This is a genomic window from Citrobacter portucalensis (genome assembly GCF_002042885.1).
In the GTDB taxonomy this organism is placed as follows: Bacteria; Pseudomonadota; Gammaproteobacteria; order Enterobacterales; family Enterobacteriaceae; genus Citrobacter; species Citrobacter portucalensis.
Genome location: NZ_MVFY01000008.1, coordinates 181,410 through 201,238 on the forward strand (window position 1 = coordinate 181,410; position 19,829 = coordinate 201,238).

Annotated in this window: 22 protein-coding genes, 1 other RNA gene and 1 pseudogene; 10 read left to right on the forward strand and 14 right to left on the reverse strand. The window is 52.6% G+C overall.

Annotated features, from left to right (window positions below):
* The first annotated feature begins 176 nt into the window (after positions 1-176).
* The 4 genes from tomB to BZK40_RS14045 all read left to right on the forward strand — a co-directional run bounded on the left by tomB (position 177) and on the right by BZK40_RS14045 (position 2,117).
* Positions 177-551 carry an Hha toxicity modulator TomB gene (gene tomB, locus BZK40_RS14030; protein WP_003021733.1) on the forward strand — a complete coding sequence of 125 codons (375 nt, stop codon included), beginning with the start codon at positions 177-179 and terminating at the stop codon, positions 549-551.
* 27 nt (positions 552-578) lie between these two features.
* The gene (gene hha / locus BZK40_RS14035; protein ID WP_002892050.1) at positions 579-797 is read left to right on the forward strand and encodes a hemolysin expression-modulating protein Hha; all 219 of its coding nucleotides are present in this window, start codon (positions 579-581) and stop codon (positions 795-797) included.
* A 181-nt stretch (positions 798-978) separates the two neighbouring features.
* Positions 979-1,530 (forward strand): maltose O-acetyltransferase, encoded by a 552-nt coding sequence (gene maa, locus BZK40_RS14040; RefSeq protein ID WP_079934842.1) that lies wholly within the window; start codon positions 979-981, stop codon positions 1,528-1,530.
* A gap of 116 nt (positions 1,531-1,646) precedes the next feature.
* Positions 1,647-2,117, forward strand: a complete 471-nt coding sequence (locus BZK40_RS14045) for a YlaC family protein (protein WP_063941318.1) — start codon at positions 1,647-1,649, stop codon at positions 2,115-2,117.
* Between the two features lie 78 nt (positions 2,118-2,195).
* Here the strand turns inward: BZK40_RS14045 and ykgO are convergent, their stop codons facing one another.
* Together ykgO and BZK40_RS14055 are read right to left on the reverse strand one after the other, a co-directional pair.
* Positions 2,196-2,336 (reverse strand): type B 50S ribosomal protein L36, encoded by a 141-nt coding sequence (ykgO, locus tag BZK40_RS14050; protein ID WP_005125190.1) that lies wholly within the window; start codon positions 2,334-2,336, stop codon positions 2,196-2,198.
* Between the two features lies 1 nt (position 2,337).
* Positions 2,338-2,598, reverse strand: a complete 261-nt coding sequence (locus BZK40_RS14055) for a type B 50S ribosomal protein L31 (RefSeq protein WP_008783961.1) — start codon at positions 2,596-2,598, stop codon at positions 2,338-2,340.
* 188 nt (positions 2,599-2,786) lie between these two features.
* Here BZK40_RS14055 and BZK40_RS14060 point away from each other — a divergent pair, with 188 nt between their 5' ends.
* Positions 2,787-4,340 carry a cyclic di-3',5'-guanosine monophosphate phosphodiesterase PdeB gene (locus BZK40_RS14060; RefSeq protein WP_079934843.1) on the forward strand — a complete coding sequence of 518 codons (1,554 nt, stop codon included), beginning with the start codon at positions 2,787-2,789 and terminating at the stop codon, positions 4,338-4,340.
* Between the two features lie 51 nt (positions 4,341-4,391).
* On the opposite strand, the gene BZK40_RS14065 is transcribed toward BZK40_RS14060, so the two are convergent.
* A complete protein-coding gene (locus BZK40_RS14065) occupies positions 4,392-4,745 on the reverse strand; it encodes a DUF1428 domain-containing protein (protein ID WP_008783959.1) in 354 nt (117 codons plus the stop codon).
* Between the two features lie 64 nt (positions 4,746-4,809).
* On the reverse strand, positions 4,810-5,439 hold the full coding sequence (gene yczE / locus BZK40_RS14070; RefSeq protein ID WP_079934844.1) for a membrane protein YczE: 630 nt from the start codon (positions 5,437-5,439) through the stop codon (positions 4,810-4,812).
* Between the two features lie 86 nt (positions 5,440-5,525).
* On the opposite strand from yczE, the gene yczR reads away from it, so the two are divergent.
* The gene (gene yczR, locus BZK40_RS14075) at positions 5,526-6,950 is read left to right on the forward strand and encodes a MocR-like transcription factor YczR (protein ID WP_079934845.1); all 1,425 of its coding nucleotides are present in this window, start codon (positions 5,526-5,528) and stop codon (positions 6,948-6,950) included.
* Positions 6,951-7,009: 59 nt separating this feature from the next.
* Here the strand turns inward: yczR and BZK40_RS14080 are convergent, their stop codons facing one another.
* From BZK40_RS14080 to ffs, 3 genes are all read right to left on the reverse strand, one after another.
* A complete protein-coding gene (locus BZK40_RS14080) occupies positions 7,010-7,228 on the reverse strand; it encodes a hypothetical protein (RefSeq protein WP_032942544.1) in 219 nt (72 codons plus the stop codon).
* Entirely contained in the window at positions 7,225-7,476 is a 252-nt protein-coding gene (locus BZK40_RS14085) for a hypothetical protein (protein WP_003831029.1), read from the reverse strand. Before BZK40_RS14085 ends, BZK40_RS14080 begins: the two co-directional genes overlap by 4 nt.
* A 198-nt stretch (positions 7,477-7,674) precedes the next feature.
* Positions 7,675-7,771: signal recognition particle sRNA small type (gene ffs / locus BZK40_RS14090), an RNA gene on the reverse strand.
* A gap of 84 nt (positions 7,772-7,855) precedes the next feature.
* Between ffs and BZK40_RS14095 the strand changes: the two are divergent.
* Positions 7,856-8,245: pseudogene (locus BZK40_RS14095) on the forward strand (MGMT family protein).
* Between the two features lie 31 nt (positions 8,246-8,276).
* Here the strand turns inward: BZK40_RS14095 and BZK40_RS14100 are convergent.
* Positions 8,277-8,846: a YbaY family lipoprotein gene (locus BZK40_RS14100; RefSeq protein ID WP_003021666.1), complete on the reverse strand. Its 570-nt coding sequence runs from the start codon at positions 8,844-8,846 to the stop codon at positions 8,277-8,279.
* 212 nt (positions 8,847-9,058) lie between these two features.
* On the opposite strand from BZK40_RS14100, the gene tesB reads away from it, so the two are divergent.
* A complete protein-coding gene (tesB, locus tag BZK40_RS14105) occupies positions 9,059-9,919 on the forward strand; it encodes an acyl-CoA thioesterase II (RefSeq protein ID WP_003831027.1) in 861 nt (286 codons plus the stop codon).
* Positions 9,920-9,969: 50 nt separating this feature from the next.
* Here tesB and amtB read toward each other — a convergent pair whose 3' ends face one another.
* From amtB to decR, 5 genes are all read right to left on the reverse strand, one after another.
* Complete coding sequence (gene amtB / locus BZK40_RS14110; RefSeq protein WP_008783954.1) at positions 9,970-11,256, reverse strand: ammonium transporter AmtB; 1,287 nt, start codon at positions 11,254-11,256, stop codon at positions 9,970-9,972.
* A 31-nt stretch (positions 11,257-11,287) separates the two neighbouring features.
* A complete protein-coding gene (glnK, locus tag BZK40_RS14115; RefSeq protein ID WP_003021657.1) occupies positions 11,288-11,626 on the reverse strand; it encodes a P-II family nitrogen regulator in 339 nt (112 codons plus the stop codon).
* Positions 11,627-11,874: 248 nt separating this feature from the next.
* Complete coding sequence (locus BZK40_RS14125; RefSeq protein WP_008783952.1) at positions 11,875-13,653, reverse strand: SmdB family multidrug efflux ABC transporter permease/ATP-binding protein; 1,779 nt, start codon at positions 13,651-13,653, stop codon at positions 11,875-11,877.
* A complete protein-coding gene (locus BZK40_RS14130; RefSeq protein ID WP_079934846.1) occupies positions 13,646-15,418 on the reverse strand; it encodes a SmdA family multidrug ABC transporter permease/ATP-binding protein in 1,773 nt (590 codons plus the stop codon). The genes BZK40_RS14125 and BZK40_RS14130 overlap by 8 nt, the downstream gene beginning before the upstream one ends.
* 44 nt (positions 15,419-15,462) lie before the next feature.
* Positions 15,463-15,921, reverse strand: coding sequence for a DNA-binding transcriptional regulator DecR (gene decR / locus BZK40_RS14135; protein ID WP_003831023.1), 459 nt, complete (start codon positions 15,919-15,921; stop codon positions 15,463-15,465).
* Between the two features lie 116 nt (positions 15,922-16,037).
* On the opposite strand from decR, the gene BZK40_RS14140 reads away from it, so the two are divergent.
* Positions 16,038-17,093, forward strand: coding sequence for a PLP-dependent cysteine synthase family protein (locus BZK40_RS14140; protein WP_220471131.1), 1,056 nt, complete (start codon positions 16,038-16,040; stop codon positions 17,091-17,093).
* A gap of 50 nt (positions 17,094-17,143) precedes the next feature.
* Here BZK40_RS14140 and cof read toward each other — a convergent pair whose 3' ends face one another.
* Positions 17,144-17,962 carry an HMP-PP phosphatase gene (gene cof, locus BZK40_RS14145; protein ID WP_008783948.1) on the reverse strand — a complete coding sequence of 273 codons (819 nt, stop codon included), beginning with the start codon at positions 17,960-17,962 and terminating at the stop codon, positions 17,144-17,146.
* Between the two features lie 144 nt (positions 17,963-18,106).
* Here cof and BZK40_RS14150 point away from each other — a divergent pair, with 144 nt between their 5' ends.
* Complete coding sequence (locus BZK40_RS14150; RefSeq protein ID WP_048214789.1) at positions 18,107-19,807, forward strand: SgrR family transcriptional regulator; 1,701 nt, start codon at positions 18,107-18,109, stop codon at positions 19,805-19,807.
* Positions 19,808-19,829: the final 22 nt, after the last annotated feature.

Genomic DNA, 19,829 nt, shown 5'->3' on the forward strand with positions numbered 1-19,829 from the left:
AAATGACGTAGCATCATAATTTTACATAATTGTAATTTTTCGTGATATGACGATGAAATCTTTTTTAGAGTAGATTATAGTTAAATCATCAGGAGTCGCGGGCAAGTTCCAGGTAGTTGTTGTATCCATCCCGAAAGGTGTTCGGTTAGTTTAAGCCACTAAGAAGGGGATGCGTTATGGATGAATACTCACCCAAAAGACATGATATCGCGCAGCTTAAATTTCTCTGCGAAACTCTGTATCATGACTGTCTTGCAAACCTTGAACAAAGTAACCATGGCTGGGTTAATGACCCTACCTCTGCAACCAGCTTGCAGCTCAATGAACTGATAGAGCATATTGCAACCTTCGCACTTAATTATAAAATTAAGTACAATGAGGACAATAAGCTGATCGCGCAGATAGATGAATACCTGGATGACACTTTTATGTTGTTCAGCAGTTATGGTATTAATACGCAGGATCTGCAGAAATGGCGGAAGTCAGGTAATCGACTGTTTCGCTGTTTTGTCAATGCCACCAGGGCTAATCCTGTAAGTTTGTCTTGTTAAAAATTATTACAATCATAGGTAAGAGTTATGTCCGATAAACCATTAACTAAAACAGATTATTTGATGCGCCTGCGACGTTGCCAGACAATTGATACGCTAGAGCGCGTTATTGAAAAAAATAAATATGAATTGTCCGACAACGAACTGGCTGTATTTTACTCAGCAGCAGATCATCGCCTTGCTGAATTGACCATGAATAAGCTTTACGACAAGATTCCAACTTCTGTTTGGAAATTCATTCGCTAATTGCACTCAAGGTTAAGTCAGGTATAGCGGTACAGTTGTCTGGCTGACCATTTTCGTATTTACAATGGTTATTTAATTAAAATCGCGTGACTATGATCACAGTAAAGAAGCGGGAACGTTCCCCTTTTCTGCATTACGTTTTACTGTGCTGAAATAACCTTCAGTACACAGGGAATTCGTAATGCGTAATGAAAAGCAAAAAATGATCGCCGGCGAATACTATCGCCCGGCAGATGAAACGCTGCGCAGTGACCGACTACGCGCTCGTCAGTTGATCCATCGCTACAATCTCACCGCACCCGATGAAAAAAATGAGCGTCAGGCAATCCTGCACGATCTGTTAGGTCAGAGTGAGGGAGCCTATATTGAACCCTCTTTCCGTTGTGATTACGGTTATAACATCTATCTTGGTAAAGACTTTTACGCTAATTTCGACTGCGTTATGCTCGACGTCTGTCCAATTCATATTGGCGACAACTGCATGCTGGCACCAGGCGTTCATATCTATACCGCGACCCATCCGCTGGATGCTACCGAGCGCAACAGTGGCCTGGAGTTCGGGAAGCCCGTGACTATCGGCAATAATGTCTGGATAGGTGGCCGTGCAGTGATCAATCCCGGCATCACGCTGGGCGATAACGTGGTTGTGGCATCAGGCGCAGTGGTCACTAAAAGCGTTCCGGCAAACACCGTGGTTGGGGGCAATCCCGCAAGGATCATCAAAACGCTGTGATCTTAAATGTAACTGTTATGCTAAATTGCGGTTAATCTGTTACTTTCTTCAAAGGGTATCCCCTTTTAAAATAGGGCGATCCCTCCTGAATTTTGCAGATATCACGAAGGCAAGAGATGACAGAAATACAGCGCCTGCTTACTGAAACAATCGACGACTTAAATATTCGCGAGAAGCGCGACAACAAACCGCGCTTTAGCATCAGCTTTATTCGCAAACACCCAGGGCTGTTTATCGGCATGTATGTTGCGTGGTTTGCCACGCTGGCGGTGATGCTACAGTCAGAAACGTTAGTCGATTCGGTATGGCTGCTGGTGGTACTGTTCGTTGTACTCAACGGCTTTTTCTTTTTCGACGTTGCGCCACGATACCGCTTTGAAGATATCGACGTTCTGGATTTTAGAGTTTGCTATAACGGAGAATGGTACAACACGCGCTTTGTCCCCTCCTCGCTCATCGATACTATCCTGCACTCACCGTCCGTGGATAGCGAACATAAAGCACAGTTGCAAAAGATGATATCGCGCAAAGGCGAACTCTCGTTTTACGATGTCTTTACGCTTACCCGCGCCCAGAACAGCCAGTAACGGCATCTCAGCACAGATAAAAAAAGTGCGTTCCTGCGAAGGTAACGCACTTTAATCCCTGAAATGCTGGCAAAGAAACTAACGTCTTTTTTTACGCCCCTGTACTGCTTTAAAGCGCGGATTCGTTTTGCAGATAACGTACAAACGCCCTTTACGTTTCACTATCTGGCAGTCAGGATGGCGCTGTTTTGCGCTGCGAAGTGAATTGAGTACCTGCATTTTAACCCCGCTTAACGCCAATAAAATGACCAAAACGTTTTTGGAAACGTGCTGCACTACCTTCATTATCAAAGGTTTTTTGTTTCCCGGTATAGTACGGATGTGATTTAGAAGAGATATCGAGGGTCACGTACGGGTACATTTTCCCCTCAAACTCAATTTCACGCTCAGTCTTGATGGTCGAACCGACCTTAAAGAATTCATTGGCACTGGTATCGTGAAACACTACGGTACGGTAAAAAGGATGAATATCCGGTTTCATGGCAACCTCAATTTGATACGTTATAACATAACCATAAAAATACACCACTCTTGCACAAACCACAACCTGATTTACGCTACAGGGAGTCAAACGGGATGATAAATGGCCGTAAATATATGATGCCAATCGAATAGCTTTTTGGGGTTTCGGATATACTTTCCCTACGCTGTGTAAATAAGGATATCACTGTGACAACACGACATTTGATAAGCCTGGTGACTGGGGTACTGTTCCTTTCCATCCTCGCGCCGGTAGGTTTAAGCCTGTGGCTGGCACATCGACAGGTCGAAACGAAATTTATCGATGAACTCGATATGTTCTCAACGCGAGTCGCATTACGTACGGAACGCGTAGGCGAGCAGGCGAAAAAAGCATTGCGCCATATTGAAGCATTTCAGGGGGTGCCTTGCAGTGAAGAGCATCTGCTGGAAATGCGTCGTTTGTCCTATAGCTACCGCTATATTCAGGAAGTGCTGTACCTCAAAGATAATGTTCCGCAATGCTCATCTCTGGAAAAAAGAAGCCAGGCAGAGGCATTTCCACCCGCAATGAAAGTCACGCCTGATGGATATCGCGCATGGCTTACCACGCAAAATGATTTGGGCATCAAGCGCTTTATGGCAGCATTAGGGAGCGAACATTATGTTGTGATGGTCGATCCGGGTTCTTTCATTGACGTCATCCCTTTTGGCTCATGGCCGATTGAAGTGACTATCATTGGCACCGTGCGCAACGTTGTTGTTGCCAGTAGCGCCGATCTGCCATCGGACGTTTTGCAGCATGTACAGCAAGAAAAATCGATTACTCATTTTAAAAAAGATGGCAGCATTTATAACGCCCGCCCCTTTCCTGAGTTGGGTATTACGATCGTAACCTGGGCATCTACCCTGCCGTTACAAAAAACCTGGCACCGACAGGCGCTGATCTGGCTTCCGGCAGGCATTCTTATCGGATTGCTCACCGCCGCCTTTGTTTTGCGCATTTTGCGCCGCTTACAGTCGCCCCATCACCAATTACAGGACGCTATCCAGCATCGGGATATCAAGGTCTACTACCAACCGATTATCTCGCTCAAAACGGGAAAAGTCGTCGGGGCTGAAGCACTGGCTCGCTGGCAACAGGCTGACGGAAGCTATCTGTCGCCAGAAATTTTCGTCGCGCTGGCGCAAGAGACCGGGCTGACAGAGCCTCTCACACGGTTGATTATTGAAAGCGTATTTGAAGATTTAGGTAAATGGCTGCGTCAGCATCCGGAGCAGCATATATCCATCAATCTTGAGTCAGCCGATCTCGCCTCCGAAACGCTTCCTGCTCTGTTAAGCCAGAAAGTGAACCACTGGCAACTTAAGCCTACGCAAATCGCGCTGGAACTAACCGAACGCGAGTTTGCCGACCCGAAAAACAGCGCGCCGTTTATTGCTAAATACCGTCAGGCAGGCCACTCGATCTATATCGATGATTTTGGCACCGGCTATTCCAGCCTGAGCTATTTACAGGATCTGGATGTCGACATCCTGAAAATAGACAAATCGTTCGTTGATGCACTGGAGTACAACAACGTGACGCCACATATTATCGAGATAGCGAAAACGTTGAAGCTGGAGATGGTGGCGGAAGGTATCGAAACCGAGAATCAGGAAGCCTGGCTACGCCAGCACGGCGTCCAGTACGGTCAGGGCTGGCTTTACAGCAAAGCGCTGCCGAAGGCGGAATTTATTCTGTGGGCAGAAAAACGGCTTTAACATTGCTGTTGATGTTGAGATGGCTGGCGGCACGCCGCACAGCCAGTCACATCACTCTTCCATAATGGGCGCAAATCCACCGTAGATCATTCGCTTGCCATCAAATGGCATAGATTCACCGAACTCCTTCATACGGGGATCGGACATCATCTTCTGATTCGCCGCATCGCGGACCTCTTTGGAAGGGTATTCAATCCAGCTGAATACCACTTCTTCATGCTCCTGTGCTTTCACAGCCATGCGAAAATCGGTCAGTTTGCCGTCGGGGACATCATCTGCCCAGCACTCCACTACGCGCAATGCACCGAACTCCTTGAAAAGCGGAGCTGCTTTTGCCGCCATCGCAATGTACGCCTCCTTGTTTTCAGCGGGTACGGCAACCACAAAGCCATCAACATACTTCATGAGAAAAACCTCCGAAGTGTACTGCGCGGCAAGCCGATTCCGGCCGCGTCAGTCGAGGTTAAGTTTAGTCGCCAGTAGGCGATCGCGCCCCAGGTGCATTCCTGATACGCGTACATGACTGCGGCTGATGCCGAAACCACGGCAGGCAAAGCTGAATCAACGGTCCGATAGCCAAGGCATACAGCACCGTACCAACCCCCACGGTTCCCCCCAGCAGCCAACCGATAAGCAGCACCGACACTTCGATTGCGGTTCGAATTCGTCGTACTGGCCAGCCGGTACGCGTGTGGATACCGGTCATCAGACCATCACGCGGACCGGCGCCAAAACCTGCGCCAATGTACAGGCTGGTTGCTAACGCATTCAATATTACCGCTGACACCAGCAGCCCGCTGCGCGCCAGCAGAGATTCAAATCCAGGAATCACCAGCAGCGCGGCATCTGCCGCCAGCCCGATCATAATCACGTTGCTCAGCGTGCCAAAGCCTGGACGCTGGCGTAACGGTATCCACGCCAGCAACACCAACACGCCAACGGCAATAATCACCACGCCGATATTCATCGACAATAAATTGGCTACACCCAGGTGAAACACGTTCCACGGATCGGCCCCTAAATCAGCACGGACAAACATGGCCGTCGATACACCGTACAGCGCCAGCCCGATATATAACTGAAGTAAACGACGCAGCATGCATTTCCCTCCCACTCTCGGATAACTTTCATCTTCACCGCAATTGGCACTATGATTAATGTCCAGTTTTCAAAAAGTGGACTGTTATGTCATCTCGCCGTTATGGAAGTCAGTCTTTGCAACGCCTGCTCGGACACTGGCTGGAAAGCCCCTCGCGAACGCCCATCTGGCGACAGCTGGCAGAAGCGTTACGTCTGCTTATTCTCGATGGTCGGCTGGCGCTGGATAGCCGCTTACCGGGTGAACGCGAGCTCGCCGTCGTCCTGCAAGTAAGTCGAACTACCGTCGCCAGCGCTATGGCGCAACTGCGTGAAGAGGGATATCTGGAAAGCCGTCATGGTAGCGGCTCACGGGTGATCCTGCCGGAACATATTCGCCATGTGCCAACCCGGACCAGCACCGGCACAGCGCTTGATTTGTCCACGGCGGCGCTAAGTGCCGGTCCCGAAATTCATCAGGCTTACCAGCAGGCGCTGTTTGCTATGCCACAGCATTTGCTGAGCTCCGGGTATTTGCCGCAGGGGCTGTCGGTATTGCGTGAGTCCATCGCTCAGCATTATTGCGATCGCGGGCTCCCGACGCAGCCCGATGAAATCATGGTCGTGAATGGTGCAGTCAGCGGCCTGGCGCTGATCCTGCGTTTGCTCACCGGCCCCGGCGATCGCGTAGTGGTCGATCACCCCACTTATCCGCTGGCGATTGCCGCGATTCAAGGCGCATCCTGTCGCCCCGTCGGCGTGTCGCTACCCGAGCACGGTTGGGATACCGCGGGTCTGGTCGCCACCATCGCGCAAACCGCACCGAGAATGGCCTACCTGATGCCGGACTTTCACAATCCGACCGGGCGTTGCATGGACGCTGCAACTCGCCAGGTCGTGGCGGATATTGCCGAACGAACCCGCACTACCCTGGTGGTCGATGAGACGATGGTGAACCTGTGGTATGACGCCCCGCCGCCGCCGCTTGCCGCATTCAATCGCGACGCGCCGATCATTCTATTGGGTTCAGCCGGGAAAAGCTTTTGGGGGGGATTACGTCTGGGCTGGATCCGGGCGTCGGCGCGAACCATTGCGGCGCTGGTACAAACCCGCGACACCTTCGATTTAGGCTCCCCGGTGCTTGAACAACTTGCCACCAGCTGGCTGCTGGATAACGCCGCCGACTTTCTTCCTGACAGAAGACGGCTACTCACATCGCAGCGCGATCTGTGCTCGAGCCTGATGAACGCACATTTCCCGGAGTGGCAGTTTACCCAGCCACAGGGAGGACTCTCTTTTTGGGTTGAACTGCCCGATACGCTGGCAACGCTATTCGCTACGCGCGCCGAAAGCGTAGGCATTCAATTAGGAACCGGTACGCGGTTTGGGCTTGATGGCGCATTCGATCGTTTTTTGCGTATGCCTTTCACGTTGCCGGATGACACAGCGCGTGCCACCTTCAGGGTGTTACAACCCATTTGGGATAACCTGCGTTTGCAGGCCAGCAGCGGGAAAGTACGCAAAATAATCTAAGCGACGAGTCAAAGGACTCGCCCTTATAAGCCGGGATGGATGAGAGAGTCCCGGTGATATTACCGCTGAGGGGGAACCGGAAAACCCTTCAGTGAAATCACGAAATTTTCACCGTCTTTCTTAATTTTTGCCCCGGCATCACACCAGTCTGAGGCAATACGGAAGAACTCGTCGCTGCCGACATTCCAGCTCAGGCGGACATGTTTCACATAACCGGAGCGCAGCATTTCACAAGCTTCTCCGTAATTACTGGCAGTTGAGAGCGGTTGTTGTTTCATTTTTTCTTCTTCAGTAGTCTGCGCAATGCTTTGATTTCTTTAGGAGTCAGTGCTTCAACTACGGACTCTTCCGTATGCTGGCTATCGATATCCTCAGCGGAGACTCCCGCCTCTTCAACGGCGGTAAACGCAATCAGCAGCAGTTTTTCCGTCGCAACACTTAAATTTTCATTATGCACTTCAGCGTAATGGCGAAGCTTTTCTTTTAGCGCCTCATCAATTTTGACATTCAATACAGCGGTCGACATCGTAGAAAATCCTTGTGGTCAGCCAAAACACACCGAATGTAAGACCCTGTCGTTACAGCGCGATGGCGGTGGCAAAAGCATCAAATAACATCCCCGAAACACATTGACAGCATTTGATGACAATAAAATGACATTACGATGACAAAGAAAAGAAGATAAGCAGAAGGGAAATTGCCGGACGGCAGAATTGGGTGGGGGCCCTGCCAGCTACATCCCGGCACACACGTCATCTGCCTTGGCTGCTTCCTTCCGGACCTGACCTGGTAAACAGAGTAGTGTTGCGGGAGAACCAACAGAGCCCCCATTGAGAGCGTTGTTAACCAACGCGCAGGCGCATTATCACTGCTGCACCCTGTAATTGCAACCCATCCAGCATCGGATGCTGTTTTCTTGTGCAATGCGGCTTCACTCCCTCGCCATTCGGCATTATGCTGGAGGATTAGCGCAGGAATAAATAATGGATATACAAGACACTTTCCCCCAACGCGTCTGGCAAATCGTCGCGTCAATCCCCGAAGGTTTCGTCACCACGTATGGCGATGTTGCCAGGCTTGCCGGTTCGCCGCGCGCTGCGCGCCAGGTCGGCGGCGTGCTTAAGCGTCTCCCCGAAGGCAGCACTTTGCCCTGGCATCGGGTGGTTAATCGTCATGGTGCCATTTCGCTGACCGGCCCCGACTTACAACGGCAGCGTCAGGCGTTGCTGGCAGAGGGAATAGTGGTTTCAGGAAGCGGGCAGATCGATTTACAGCGCTATCGCTGGGTGTACTAACCCTCTCCAGGCGGAGAGGGTTACGACTGCCTTAGTACTGCGTGGGAGCAGGAACGGCAGAAGAAGGATTCACCTGGGTTGGTGACGTTGACGGCACCGTGGTGGCTGCCCCACCGCTTGCCTGAACCGGTACTGCTGTTTGCTGTACAGGAACCAGCGTCAGATCGGCTTTCGTACCACCCTGATTAATGACCGTCTGAACGGTATCAGTAATAAAGACCAGTTTGTCATTAACCGTAATTGCCGCACTCAGCAGAATACGGGCGTTAGGCTGAATATCTGCCGGGTTAAATGGTAATACAAAGCTGAATGGGGCCTGCTTACCTTCAGTACGGACCGCTTTTTGCGACAGCACTTTTGACGGTGCATCGGCCAGCGACGCATCTGACAGCGTGACGGTCAGCACCGCATCGGGTGGCAAGGCCACTTTCTGGCGGATCCATACCGTACCAGAAACATTTGGCTGTTGAATTTTAGACTGTGTGTCAGCAATTGACGTATTAGGGCTTGGCGCAGGTGTCTGAATATCTGCACTTTTATCAGCACAGGCCGCCAGAGCGACCGCAACCGCTAAACCACTTACCATGTGCACGAGTTTCATTAAATTCTCCTTATCATCTATGCACCAGCGAGAACTTTCCTCGCCAGAAGAGTGGTTAACAAAAACATAACGTGACTAAGTGTGGCACAAGACAGCTGTTTTTGCCTGTAATAGGCCTTTAATTCAGACAATTGCACCCATCGGACCACTTTCAAAATTGCGTTATACTCTGCCTACCTCGCTGCGAGATCGATATAACCTGGAGAGCACGTATGAGTCTGGCGCTGAAAAATTTGCTGACATTGTTAAATCTGGAAAAAATTGAAGAAGGACTCTTTCGGGGCCAAAGTGAAGACTTAGGGTTACGTCAGGTTTTTGGGGGACAGGTTGTCGGTCAGGCGCTGTATGCCGCCAAAGAAACCGTACCGGAAGAGCGTCTGGTGCACTCCTTCCACAGCTATTTTTTACGCCCCGGCGATAGCCAAAAACCCATCATCTATGATGTAGAAGTCTTGCGTGATGGTAACAGCTTCAGCGCGCGCCGCGTTGCCGCAATTCAGAATGGTAAACCCATTTTTTACATGACCGCCTCTTTCCAGGCACCGGAAGACGGATTTGAGCATCAGAAAACCATGCCGGATGCGCCGGGTCCCGATGAGCTGAAATCAGAAACAGAAATTGCCCGGTCAGTGGCGCATTTGCTGCCGCCGCTGTTGAAAGAAAAATTTATCAACGATCGTCCGTTGGAAGTGCGCCCGGTTGAATTTCATAACCCCTTAAAAGGTCACGTCGCACCTCCGGCGCGCCAGGTATGGATCCGTGCAAACGGCGAGCTGCAGGACGATCTGCGCGTCCATCAATATCTGCTGGGTTATGCCTCAGACCTGAACTTCCTACCTGTAGCGCTGCAACCGTACGGGATTGGTTTTCTGGAAAAAGGGATTCAGATCGCCACCATTGACCATTCAATGTGGTTCCACCGTCCGTTCAATATTAATGAGTGGCTGTTGTATAACGTCGAGAGTACTTCGGCCTCCGGTGCCAGAGGTTTTGTACGCGGGGAGTTTTATACGCAGGACGGCGTGCTGGTCGCCTCTACCGTGCAGGAAGGGGTAATGCGTAATCGCAATTGAGAATTACCGGATGGTGGCGCAAAAGCGTTACCATCCGGCAGATTGAAACATCAAGCGTTGTAAGCGTTCTCGCCGTGACTGTTCACATCCAGACCTTCGCGTTCCTGCTCTTCCGGTACGCGCAGACCCACCGTCATATCCGCCAGCTTATAGCCAATGAAGGCCACCACGCCGGACCAGACGATGGTGATCGCCACGCTTTCCAGTTGCACCAGCAGCTGATGCCCCATGGTAACACCCTCAGCAAATCCCACGCCGCCCAGAGAGCTGGCAGCGAAAACCCCGGTCAGGATGCAGCCAACAATACCGCACACGCCGTGCACGCCAAACACGTCACACGGATCGTCCACGCGCAGAAAACGCTTCAGCATGGTTACGCCCCACAGACCAGCCAACCCCGCAACCACACCGATAATCAGCGCCCCGCCGACACCGATGTAGCCACATGCAGGTGTTACGCCCACCAGACCTGCAATAGCACCGGAACAGGCGCCCAGCAGAGACGGTTTACCACGCAGCGCCCATTCACCGAAGATCCATCCGAGGATGGCGGCAGCGGTGGCGACCACGGTATTGACGAAGGCCAGTGCAGCAATTTCATTCGCCGTTCCCGCTGAACCGGCGTTAAAGCCAAACCAACCAATGTAGAGAATAGCGGTACCGGTGAAGACCATCGGCAGGTTATGCGGTTTAAAGGCTTCTTTGCCAAAACCGACGCGTTTGCCAATCAGATAAGCGCCAACCAGACCGGCAATCGCTGCGTTGATGTGCACGACCGTCCCGCCCGCAAAATCCAGTGCGCCGTGAGAAGCCAGCAATCCGCCGCCCCAGACCATATGTGCAATGGGGATGTACGACAGCGTTAACCACACCACCACAAAAATCAGCACCGCAGAGAAACGAATACGCTCAGCCAGCGCCCCGACAATCAGCCCAACGGTGATGCAGGCAAAAGATCCCTGAAAAGCAACGTGAATGTACTGGTAGAAGCTCCCCGTGACCGCCGTCAGCGCGATGTTCTTCAGCAATACCCAGTTGAAGTTGCCGAAGAAATTATTCCCTTCGCCAAAGGCCAGTGAGTAGCCATAAACCACCCATAGAATACAAACCAGAGCGAATGTCACCGTCACCTGAGTCAGCATCGACAGCACGTTCTTACCGCGAATCAAACCGCCGTAGAACAACGCAATGCCAGGGATAGTCATAAACAGCACCAGCGCGGTACAGATCATCATAAAAGCGTTATCTGCTTTATCCGCAACCGCCGGTGCCGCCATCGCCAGTCCCGGCAGTAGCGCCAGTGAAGCAATACCCGTTTTCATCGTTGCTATCTTCATTTTTTGGTTTCCTATCACTGTGTGCCAGAAGTTACAGTGCGGCTTCGTCGGCTTCGCCGGTACGAATACGAATCACACGTTGCAGCTCGGCGACGAAGATTTTGCCGTCGCCAATTTTTCCGGTGTATGCCGCCTTACTGATGACATCAATCACGCCATCCAGTTGGTCGTCGGCAATCGCCACATCAATCTTCACCTTTGGCAGAAAATTGACGCTATATTCAGCCCCACGGTACAGCTCAGCATGACCTTTCTGTCGGCCAAACCCCTTCACTTCGGTGACGGTCAGCCCCTGAATACCAATAGACGACAGTGCTTCACGGACGTCTTCCAGTTTGAACGGTTTGATTACCACGGTAACCAGCTTCATAGATCCCCTCCAGTCAGAATTCAGTAGTGGCTGCAGATACACGAGAGGAATATTGCAAGGGGTGTGCCAGGAATGAAAAACGCGGAATGATTCAGGTTCGCCGGGTACTGCCGGGAGAGAAAAAGAAAAAACGCACTATAACGGTGCATAGTGCGTTACATTTTTGCACCAGATTGTTGATTGCCGGATGGCGGCGTAAACGCCTTACCCGGCCTACGATACCGCGTGGCCGGATAAGCACTGCGCCGTCAGGCGATAACAGAATCCTCTTGTGTGCTGGCGGCTAACTCTTCGCCCGCCAGTTGCAGCTGATACATCTGCCAGTAACGGCCTTGCGCCGCCAGTAATTGCTGGTGCGTACCACGCTCAACCGCCTGACCGCGATGCAGCACCAGAATGGTATCCGCATCGACAATCGTCGATAACCGATGCGCAATCACCACCAGCGTAGTGTGTTCACGGACCGCCGCCAGCGCGTGCTGAATGGCCTGTTCAGTACCGGAATCAATACTGGCCGTGGCTTCATCGAGAATCAGCACCTGCGGTGTTTCAACCAATACCCGCGCCAGCGCCAGCAGCTGTTTCTGCCCAACGGAGAGATTATTGCCCTGCTCGCCCAGCCGGGTATGAATCCCCTCGCTCAAACCCCGAGCCAGTTCTGCCAGTTGCACGGTCTCCAGAGCCTGCCAGACCCGCTCTTCTGAGATATCGCGACCCAGCGTGACGTTTGCCAGGAAGGTATCCGCCATCACCACCGGATCCTGCTGCACCATCGCGATGCCCTGACGTAACGCACCGTGGCTCAGAGAAGACAACGGACGTCCGTCAAGGCGGATTTCCCCCTGCGTCAGCGGGTAATATCCCATCAGCAGGCTTGCCAGCGTGCTTTTGCCGCTGCCTGTGTGTCCGACCAAAGCCACAAAGCTGCGCGAAGGCACGGACAGACTGATGTTTTGCAGCACCAGGTTGTCGTCGCGATAGGCAAATGACACGTTATCCACCTCAATGTCTCCGCTTTTGAGCGGGCGATCGTCTTCACCATAGCGCTGACGAGGCCCATCCATCAGTTCGAACACTCGCTCACCAGCGACAACCGCCTGCTGCAGCATTGATTGCTGGGTGGTCAACTCGATCAGCGGTTCGTTCAAACGGCCGAGGTAGCTGATGAACGCGTACAGCACGCCAACCTCGATGGAGGTGCCAGAGGTAAAACTGAACAGCATCAGCAAACCGCAGAGGATCAGTGCCGAGAACAGGCTCAGCAGCGGACGCAGCAAAAAACCATCCAGTCGCAGGGTTTGCATACGCGCCATATAGTGCGAGCGGCTGGCCTCGCCCATTCTCTCGCCAAACCTTGCCTGCTGGCGGAACTGCTGGATAACGCTCATGCCGTTGATGACTTCGTTAAAGCCATCGTTAATATCCGCCAGATAAGCGCGCACCCGGCGCACAATCGGGGTGCTGTAGCGTTGGTAAATCACCATCACCACCAGCACGGCCGGGAAAATGGCCATTGCCACCAGCGCCATGCGCCATTCCAGGCTGAACATTGCCACCAACATCGCGCCGATTAAGGCCGCGCTGCGCAGGACCGTTGCGACCACCGTCACGTAAAGGTCGCGAATAACTTCAGTATCATTGGTCACGCGGGAGATAAGCTGCCCGACGGGCTGAGTATCAAAAGCGCTGAGCGGCTGACGCAGCGCAGCGTCCATTACGTCGGTGCGTAACTGTTGTACTACGCCAACCGCCGCCTGGTTAAACAGCAATGACTGAGCGTAATGCAGACCTGCCGCCAGCAGTTGCAGACCGACATAGGCCGCAACCAGCCCGGCAACCATCGCCAATGGCAGATTGTTCTTCGCCACCATGTTATCGATAAAATAGCTAATCAGCAGCGGACCGCTGACTTCCGCCGCAGCCGCCACCCACAGCATAACTACCGCAATCGCCAGCTGTTTTCGCCATGGGGAACCATACGCCAGCAGTCTTTTCAGAGTTGGCCATAATTGCCCGAAACTACGCATTAGCCGCCTCCTCGTTTATCTCTGGTGCATCAGACAGCGCCGCTTCAAGTTGCTGATAGCGGTACATGTCGCGATACCAACCGGGCTGTTGCACTAAAGATTCATGCTCACCGCGCTGAGCAATATGCCCATGCTGCATCACGATAATCTCGCTGGCTTCCGTCAGAGCCGATAAACGGTGTGCGCTGATAATCACGGTTCTGCCTTCGCCCCACTGGCGCAGGTTATGTAGGATCTGATGTTCGGTACGACCATCCACCGCCGACAGCGCATCATCCAGAATCAGAATTTCAGCGTTCAGCAATAACGCTCGAGCGATAGAAATACGCTGTTTTTGCCCGCCAGACAGCATCACCCCGCGTTCGCCCACTTCGGTGTTGTAGCCCTGAGGAAGACGTAAAATATCCTCATGAACGCTGGCAAGGCGCGCCACATGCTCGATCTCTTCCTGCGTGGCCTGCGGGCGTCCTAAGGCGATGTTATTACCGACGGTATCGGAAAACAGGAATGGCGTCTGGCTGACAACCGCCAGTCGGCTGCGCCAGCTATCCAGCTGTAAGCGCATTAATGGGATATCATGAAAGCGCACATCGCCTTGGGTGATATCAAAATGACGCTGGATCAGCGACAGTACCGTACTTTTTCCCGCGCCGGTCGGACCACAGATGCCCAGCATCTGTCCAGGTTTGAGCTGGAAATTCACATTTTCCAGCGCCGGGTGGGTGGTTTGCGGGTAACAAAATTCGCGAATCGCCACCGCCAGCTCGCCGCGTCCTTCCGGCACCGGTTCAGTACCGTCATCCACTACCGGCGCTTCTGCCAGCATGGCGCGAATTCGGCTATACGCGGCGCTGCCGCGTTCGACGATATTAAACATCCAGGCCAGCGCCAGCATCGGCCAAATCATCAGACCGAGATACATCATAAAGCTGGTGAGCTGCCCGAGCGTCAGCGAGCCGTGAACCACCATCCAGCTTCCCCCGGCAATCGCCAGCAGGTTAGCCATACCAATGGCGATATAAATGGTAGGATCAAAGCGGGCATCAATGCGCGCCACACGAAGGTTTTTCTTACCGGTATCTTCAGCATCAGCGGCAAATAATGCCGACTGCCGATCCTCCAGCCCAAAGGCCTTGATCATACGAATACTGGTCAGGCTTTCCTGAGTACGATCGTTGAGACTGGAAAACGCCGCCTGCGCCAGCTTAAAACGGTTATGGAGTCGATCGCCGTAACGTTTGATCATCAACGCCATCACCGGCATCGGCAGCAGCGCAATGAGCGTCAGTTGCCAACTTATCTGCGTTGACATCACGATCAGCACCGCACACCCCATAACCAGCGAATCTACCAGCGTCAGCACCCCTTCTCCGGCGGCAAATACGACGCGATCGACATCGTTGGTTGCCCGCGCCATCAGATCGCCCGTACGGTGACGCAAATAAAATTCAGGATGCTGGCGACTCAACTGACGGTAATAATCTTCCCGCAGCTCAACCGCCAGTTGGTAGGATGCGCCAAACAGCAGCACGCGCCAGACATAACGCAGCAAATAAACCACCACGGCAATCAGGGCAATTGTCCCCACCCACATCAGCACCCGCTCGGTGGTGAAGCGTTGAGTCGTCACGCCATCCACAATGATCCCGACCACTTTCGGCGGAATAAGCTGAAGGATAGCGATGATGATAAGCAAGGCCACTGCCCCGAGGTAGCGACGCCACTCCCGGCGGAAGTACCAGCTTAATTGAGCAAATAATCGCACGCGTTATGTCCTGACAAGGTTTCCGGCAATAAGCGCCGGGAGAATTATTCAATAGGTAGAGCAGTTGTGTATTTAATCTGTTCCATGGCAAAGCTGGAAGTGACGTCAGACAGGCCCGGTACGCTGTTCACCAGGCGCTTATAGAATTCATCATAGCTTTTCATATCAGCAACCTGCACTCGCATCAGGTAGTCATACTCCCCTGCCATACGCCAAAACCCCAGAACCTCGGGCATTCCGGTCACTTCAGTGACAAAGCGGCAATACCATTCGCTGCTGTGATGCTGAGTTTTGATCAGCACAAACGCGGTGAGTCCCAGCCCCAGTTTTTCTGGATCCAACAGGGCGACTCTGCCCAGCAGGATACCGTCATCCTCAAGTCGTTTGAGACGTTTCCAGCAAGGGGTGGTAGTCAGATTAACGGCATCTGCTAATGCCTGCAAAGAAAGGGTGCAGTCCTGTTGCAGTAAGCCGAGTAGCTTGCGGTCAATTTTGTCTAACATATCCACTCCACAGAGAAGAATTTTCTCCTTACATTCTATTTTAAAGGCTAAATGGCAACAATTTTTTCCGTGCTTTTCGCTATTCTGGGCACAAAATGACAAATGGATATCTATTAATGATGAATAGCTCCTGGGTTAAAAACGCCATCAATGAAATCAACGCGGATTATCAGCGTTCTGCGGATACGCATCTCATTCGCCTGTCGCTACCGGCGTTCCCGGGCATTCAGCTCTATTTAAAAGATGAGAGCACGCATCCGACCGGGAGTCTGAAGCATCGTCTGGCGCGCTCACTGTTTCTGTACGGATTGTGCAATGGCTGGATCAAAGAAGGCACCACCATCATTGAATCATCGTCCGGTTCAACGGCGGTCTCTGAGGCTTATTTCGCTCGACTGTTAGGGTTGCCATTTATTGCCGTCATGCCTTCCTGTACGGCAAAACGTAAAGTTGAACAGATTGAATTTTACGGCGGTCGCTGTCATTTCGTGGAAAGCGCCTGCGAAATCTATGCGGCCTCTGAGCAACTGGCGCGTGAGCTGAACGGTCATTACATGGACCAGTTCACTTACGCTGAGCGCGCCACCGACTGGCGCGGCAATAATAATATCGCCGACAGCATCTTTCGTCAGATGCAGTGCGAGCCCAACCCCGTTCCCCGCCATATTGTGATGAGCGCCGGAACCGGTGGCACCTCAGCAACCATTGGCCGCTATATTCGCTGTCAGGGCTACGATACTCAACTGATGGTGGTAGACCCGGAAAACTCGGTCTTTCTGCCCTTCTGGCAGGATCGCGATGCCACGTTACGCAGTCCGGTAGGAAGTAAAATTGAAGGCATTGGCCGCCCGCGTGTCGAACCGTCTTTCATTCCTGACGTGGTCGATGAAATGCTGCGCGTGCCGGATGCCGCAAGCGTGGCCACCGCACACTGGCTGGAAACGCAGTTGGGCCGCAAGGTCGGCGCCTCTACCGGCACAAACATGTGGGGAACGCTACAACTTGCCGCCCGTATGCGCGATGCAGGCGTTACCGGTTCGCTGGTGACACTGTTGTGTGACAGCGGCGAACGCTATCTGGAAACCTACTACAACCCACAGTGGGTCGATGCACACATCGGTGATTTAACGCCGTGGAAAGCGGAGCTTGCCCAACTACTGAACACCCATTAATGGGATAAAAAAAAGCCAGACGCGAAGTCTGGCTTGCTGGAAGGGATCTCTCATTCGGGGGAATAAGGTAGATGTGGATTGTCCAGCCAATGCGTCAAAAAGTGTGACACTGCCTGATTACGGCAATGCCCAATCACCGATAAATGAGGCAGTTCAGCAATCAGTTGCGGCATCGCGTTACCCATAATCAGCCCGCGCCCAACGCTGCCTAACATTTCGCGATCGTTCATGGCATCGCCAAACGCCATACACTCGGCCATTGAATAACCTAAATGGTCGCTCAACACCGCCAATGCCGATCCTTTATTACAGCCCAGCGGCAGCACCTCAAGGCAATCAAACGCGGAAAAACAGAGATTCGCCTGTTCACCCAGCGCTTCATTCAGTTGAATGCGCAATTGGATAAGAGAGTCATGATCGCCGCAGAAGCAGACTTTGGTGACCTGATGCGCCGGAATACGTTTCACATCGACGATCTGATAGCGAAATCCGCTATATACATGCGCCTGCAGCAGCGAGGGGATCTCTTGTCCGGTGAACCAGCCATTGTCATTAAAGACATGCATGCTGGCGGTAGTGTCCCACTTCTGATGCAACACAATATCCGCGACATTCGGATCCAGATCCTGACGGTGTAACACATCGCCCTCAACAGAGTGAATGCGCGTGCCATTACCCGTGATCAAAAAGGCGTCCAGTGAGATCGAGCCTAAAATATGGCGCATCTCAAGCACATGTCGGCCGGTAGCAAATGTCAGAGTAATATCGCGTTCACGCAGGCGCGACAGCGTTGAAAGCGTTTCGTCACCTAAATGGTGATTCGGCATCAAAAGGGTGCCATCCATATCAAATGCAGCCAGACGAGCCATTTCTTTCTCCACACTGTGACGCGGTTAACTTGTGATCCAGTATCACCTGAGATATACGGAAGTAATAGTGAATAGATAAAATGAATTGTTCCGGGTTTCTCTACGCATAAACCGTTAACGAACATCCTGAAGGAAAAAGTATTAATGCGTCTGCTTAATCGCCTGAACCAGTACCAACGCCTGTGGCTGCCCTCGAACGGCGAACCGCAGTCGGTGACCGTCGGGGAACTGGCCGAACGCTGTTTTTGTAGCGAACGCCATGTACGTACCCTGCTAAAGCAAGCGCAGGATGCGGGCTGGCTGGAGTGGCATGCCCAGTCGGGGCGCGGGAAACGCGGGCAGCTGCGGTTTTTAGTGACGCCAGATTCACTGCGCAACACCATGATGGAACAGGCCCTGCAAAAGGGCGAGCAGCTTAGCGTACTGGAACTGGCTCAGCTGGCGCCGGGCGAATTGAGAACACTGCTACAACCGTTTATGGGCGGTCAGTGGCAAAACGACACGCCAACCCTGCGTATACCCTATTACCGCCCGCTCGACCCCTTGCACCCCGGTTTTCTCCCCGGTCGCGCGGAGCAACACCTCGCTGGACAAGTTTTCTCTGGCCTGACCCGGTTTGACAGCACTACGCAACGTCCCTGTGGAGACTTAGCCCACCACTGGAATATCTCCGCTGACGGCCTGCGCTGGGATTTCTATATTCGTTCCACCCTGTACTGGCATAACGGCGATGCGGTCAGCAGCACACAGCTACATCAGCAGTTGCTGAAGCTGTTAGAACTCCCCGCGCTGAATAAGCTGTTTATCAGCGTAAAGCGCATTGAGGTGACGCATCCCCAGTGTCTGACCTTTATTCTGCATCGTCCCGACTTCTGGCTGGCGCACCGTCTGGCAAGCTACAGCAGTCACCTGGCGCATCCTGAGCACCCGTTTGTGGGTACCGGCCCGTTCCGGCTGACGCTGTTTACTCCTGAGCTGGTGCGTATCGAGAGTCACGATCACTACCATCTGAGTCATCCGCTGCTAAAAGCCATTGAATACTGGATAACCCCGCAGCTCTTCTCCCAGGATTTGGGCACCAGCTGTCGCCATCCGGTGCAAATTGCGATTGGTAAACCCGAAGAGTTGCCTATGCTAAGCCAGGTAAGCAGTGGGATCAGCCTCGGTTTTTGCTATCTCACGCTCAGAAAAAGCGCGCGACTGAATACGCAGCAGGCCCGTAGACTGATCAATATCATCCACCGTTCTTCCCTGCTACAAACGCTTGAAGTGGATGAAAATCTGATCACGCCAAGCAATGCACTGCTCCCCGGATGGACTATCCCGCAATGGGATGAACTCGACGAGGTAGCGCTGCCGGAAAAGCTGACGCTGGCTTATCACCTGCCGGTAGAACTTCACGCTATGGCTGAACAGCTTCGCCAGGCGTTGGCGCTGCTCGGCTGTGAATTAACGCTTATTTTTCATAATGCTAAAAACTGGGATGGCGATCATCCCTTAGCCCAGGCCGACCTGATGATGGGCGACAGGCTGATTGGTGAGGCACCTGAATATACTCTCGAACAGTGGTTGCGCTGCGATCAGCTCTGGTCACATGTATTGAATGCGCCAGCATATACACATTTGCAAACGACCCTGGATGCCCTTCAAATTCAGGCCGATGAGGACGATCGCCACGCGGCTTTACAACAAGTTTTCGCCACGCTAATGCATGACGCTACCCTGACGCCACTGTTCAATTATCACTATCGCATCAGCGCGCCACCGGGCGTGAACGGCGTACGCCTGAATCCTCGTGGCTGGTTCGAGTTTACCGAAGCCTGGCTGCCACCTCCTTCCGCGTGAAGAAGCTGGTCGACGGCACGCC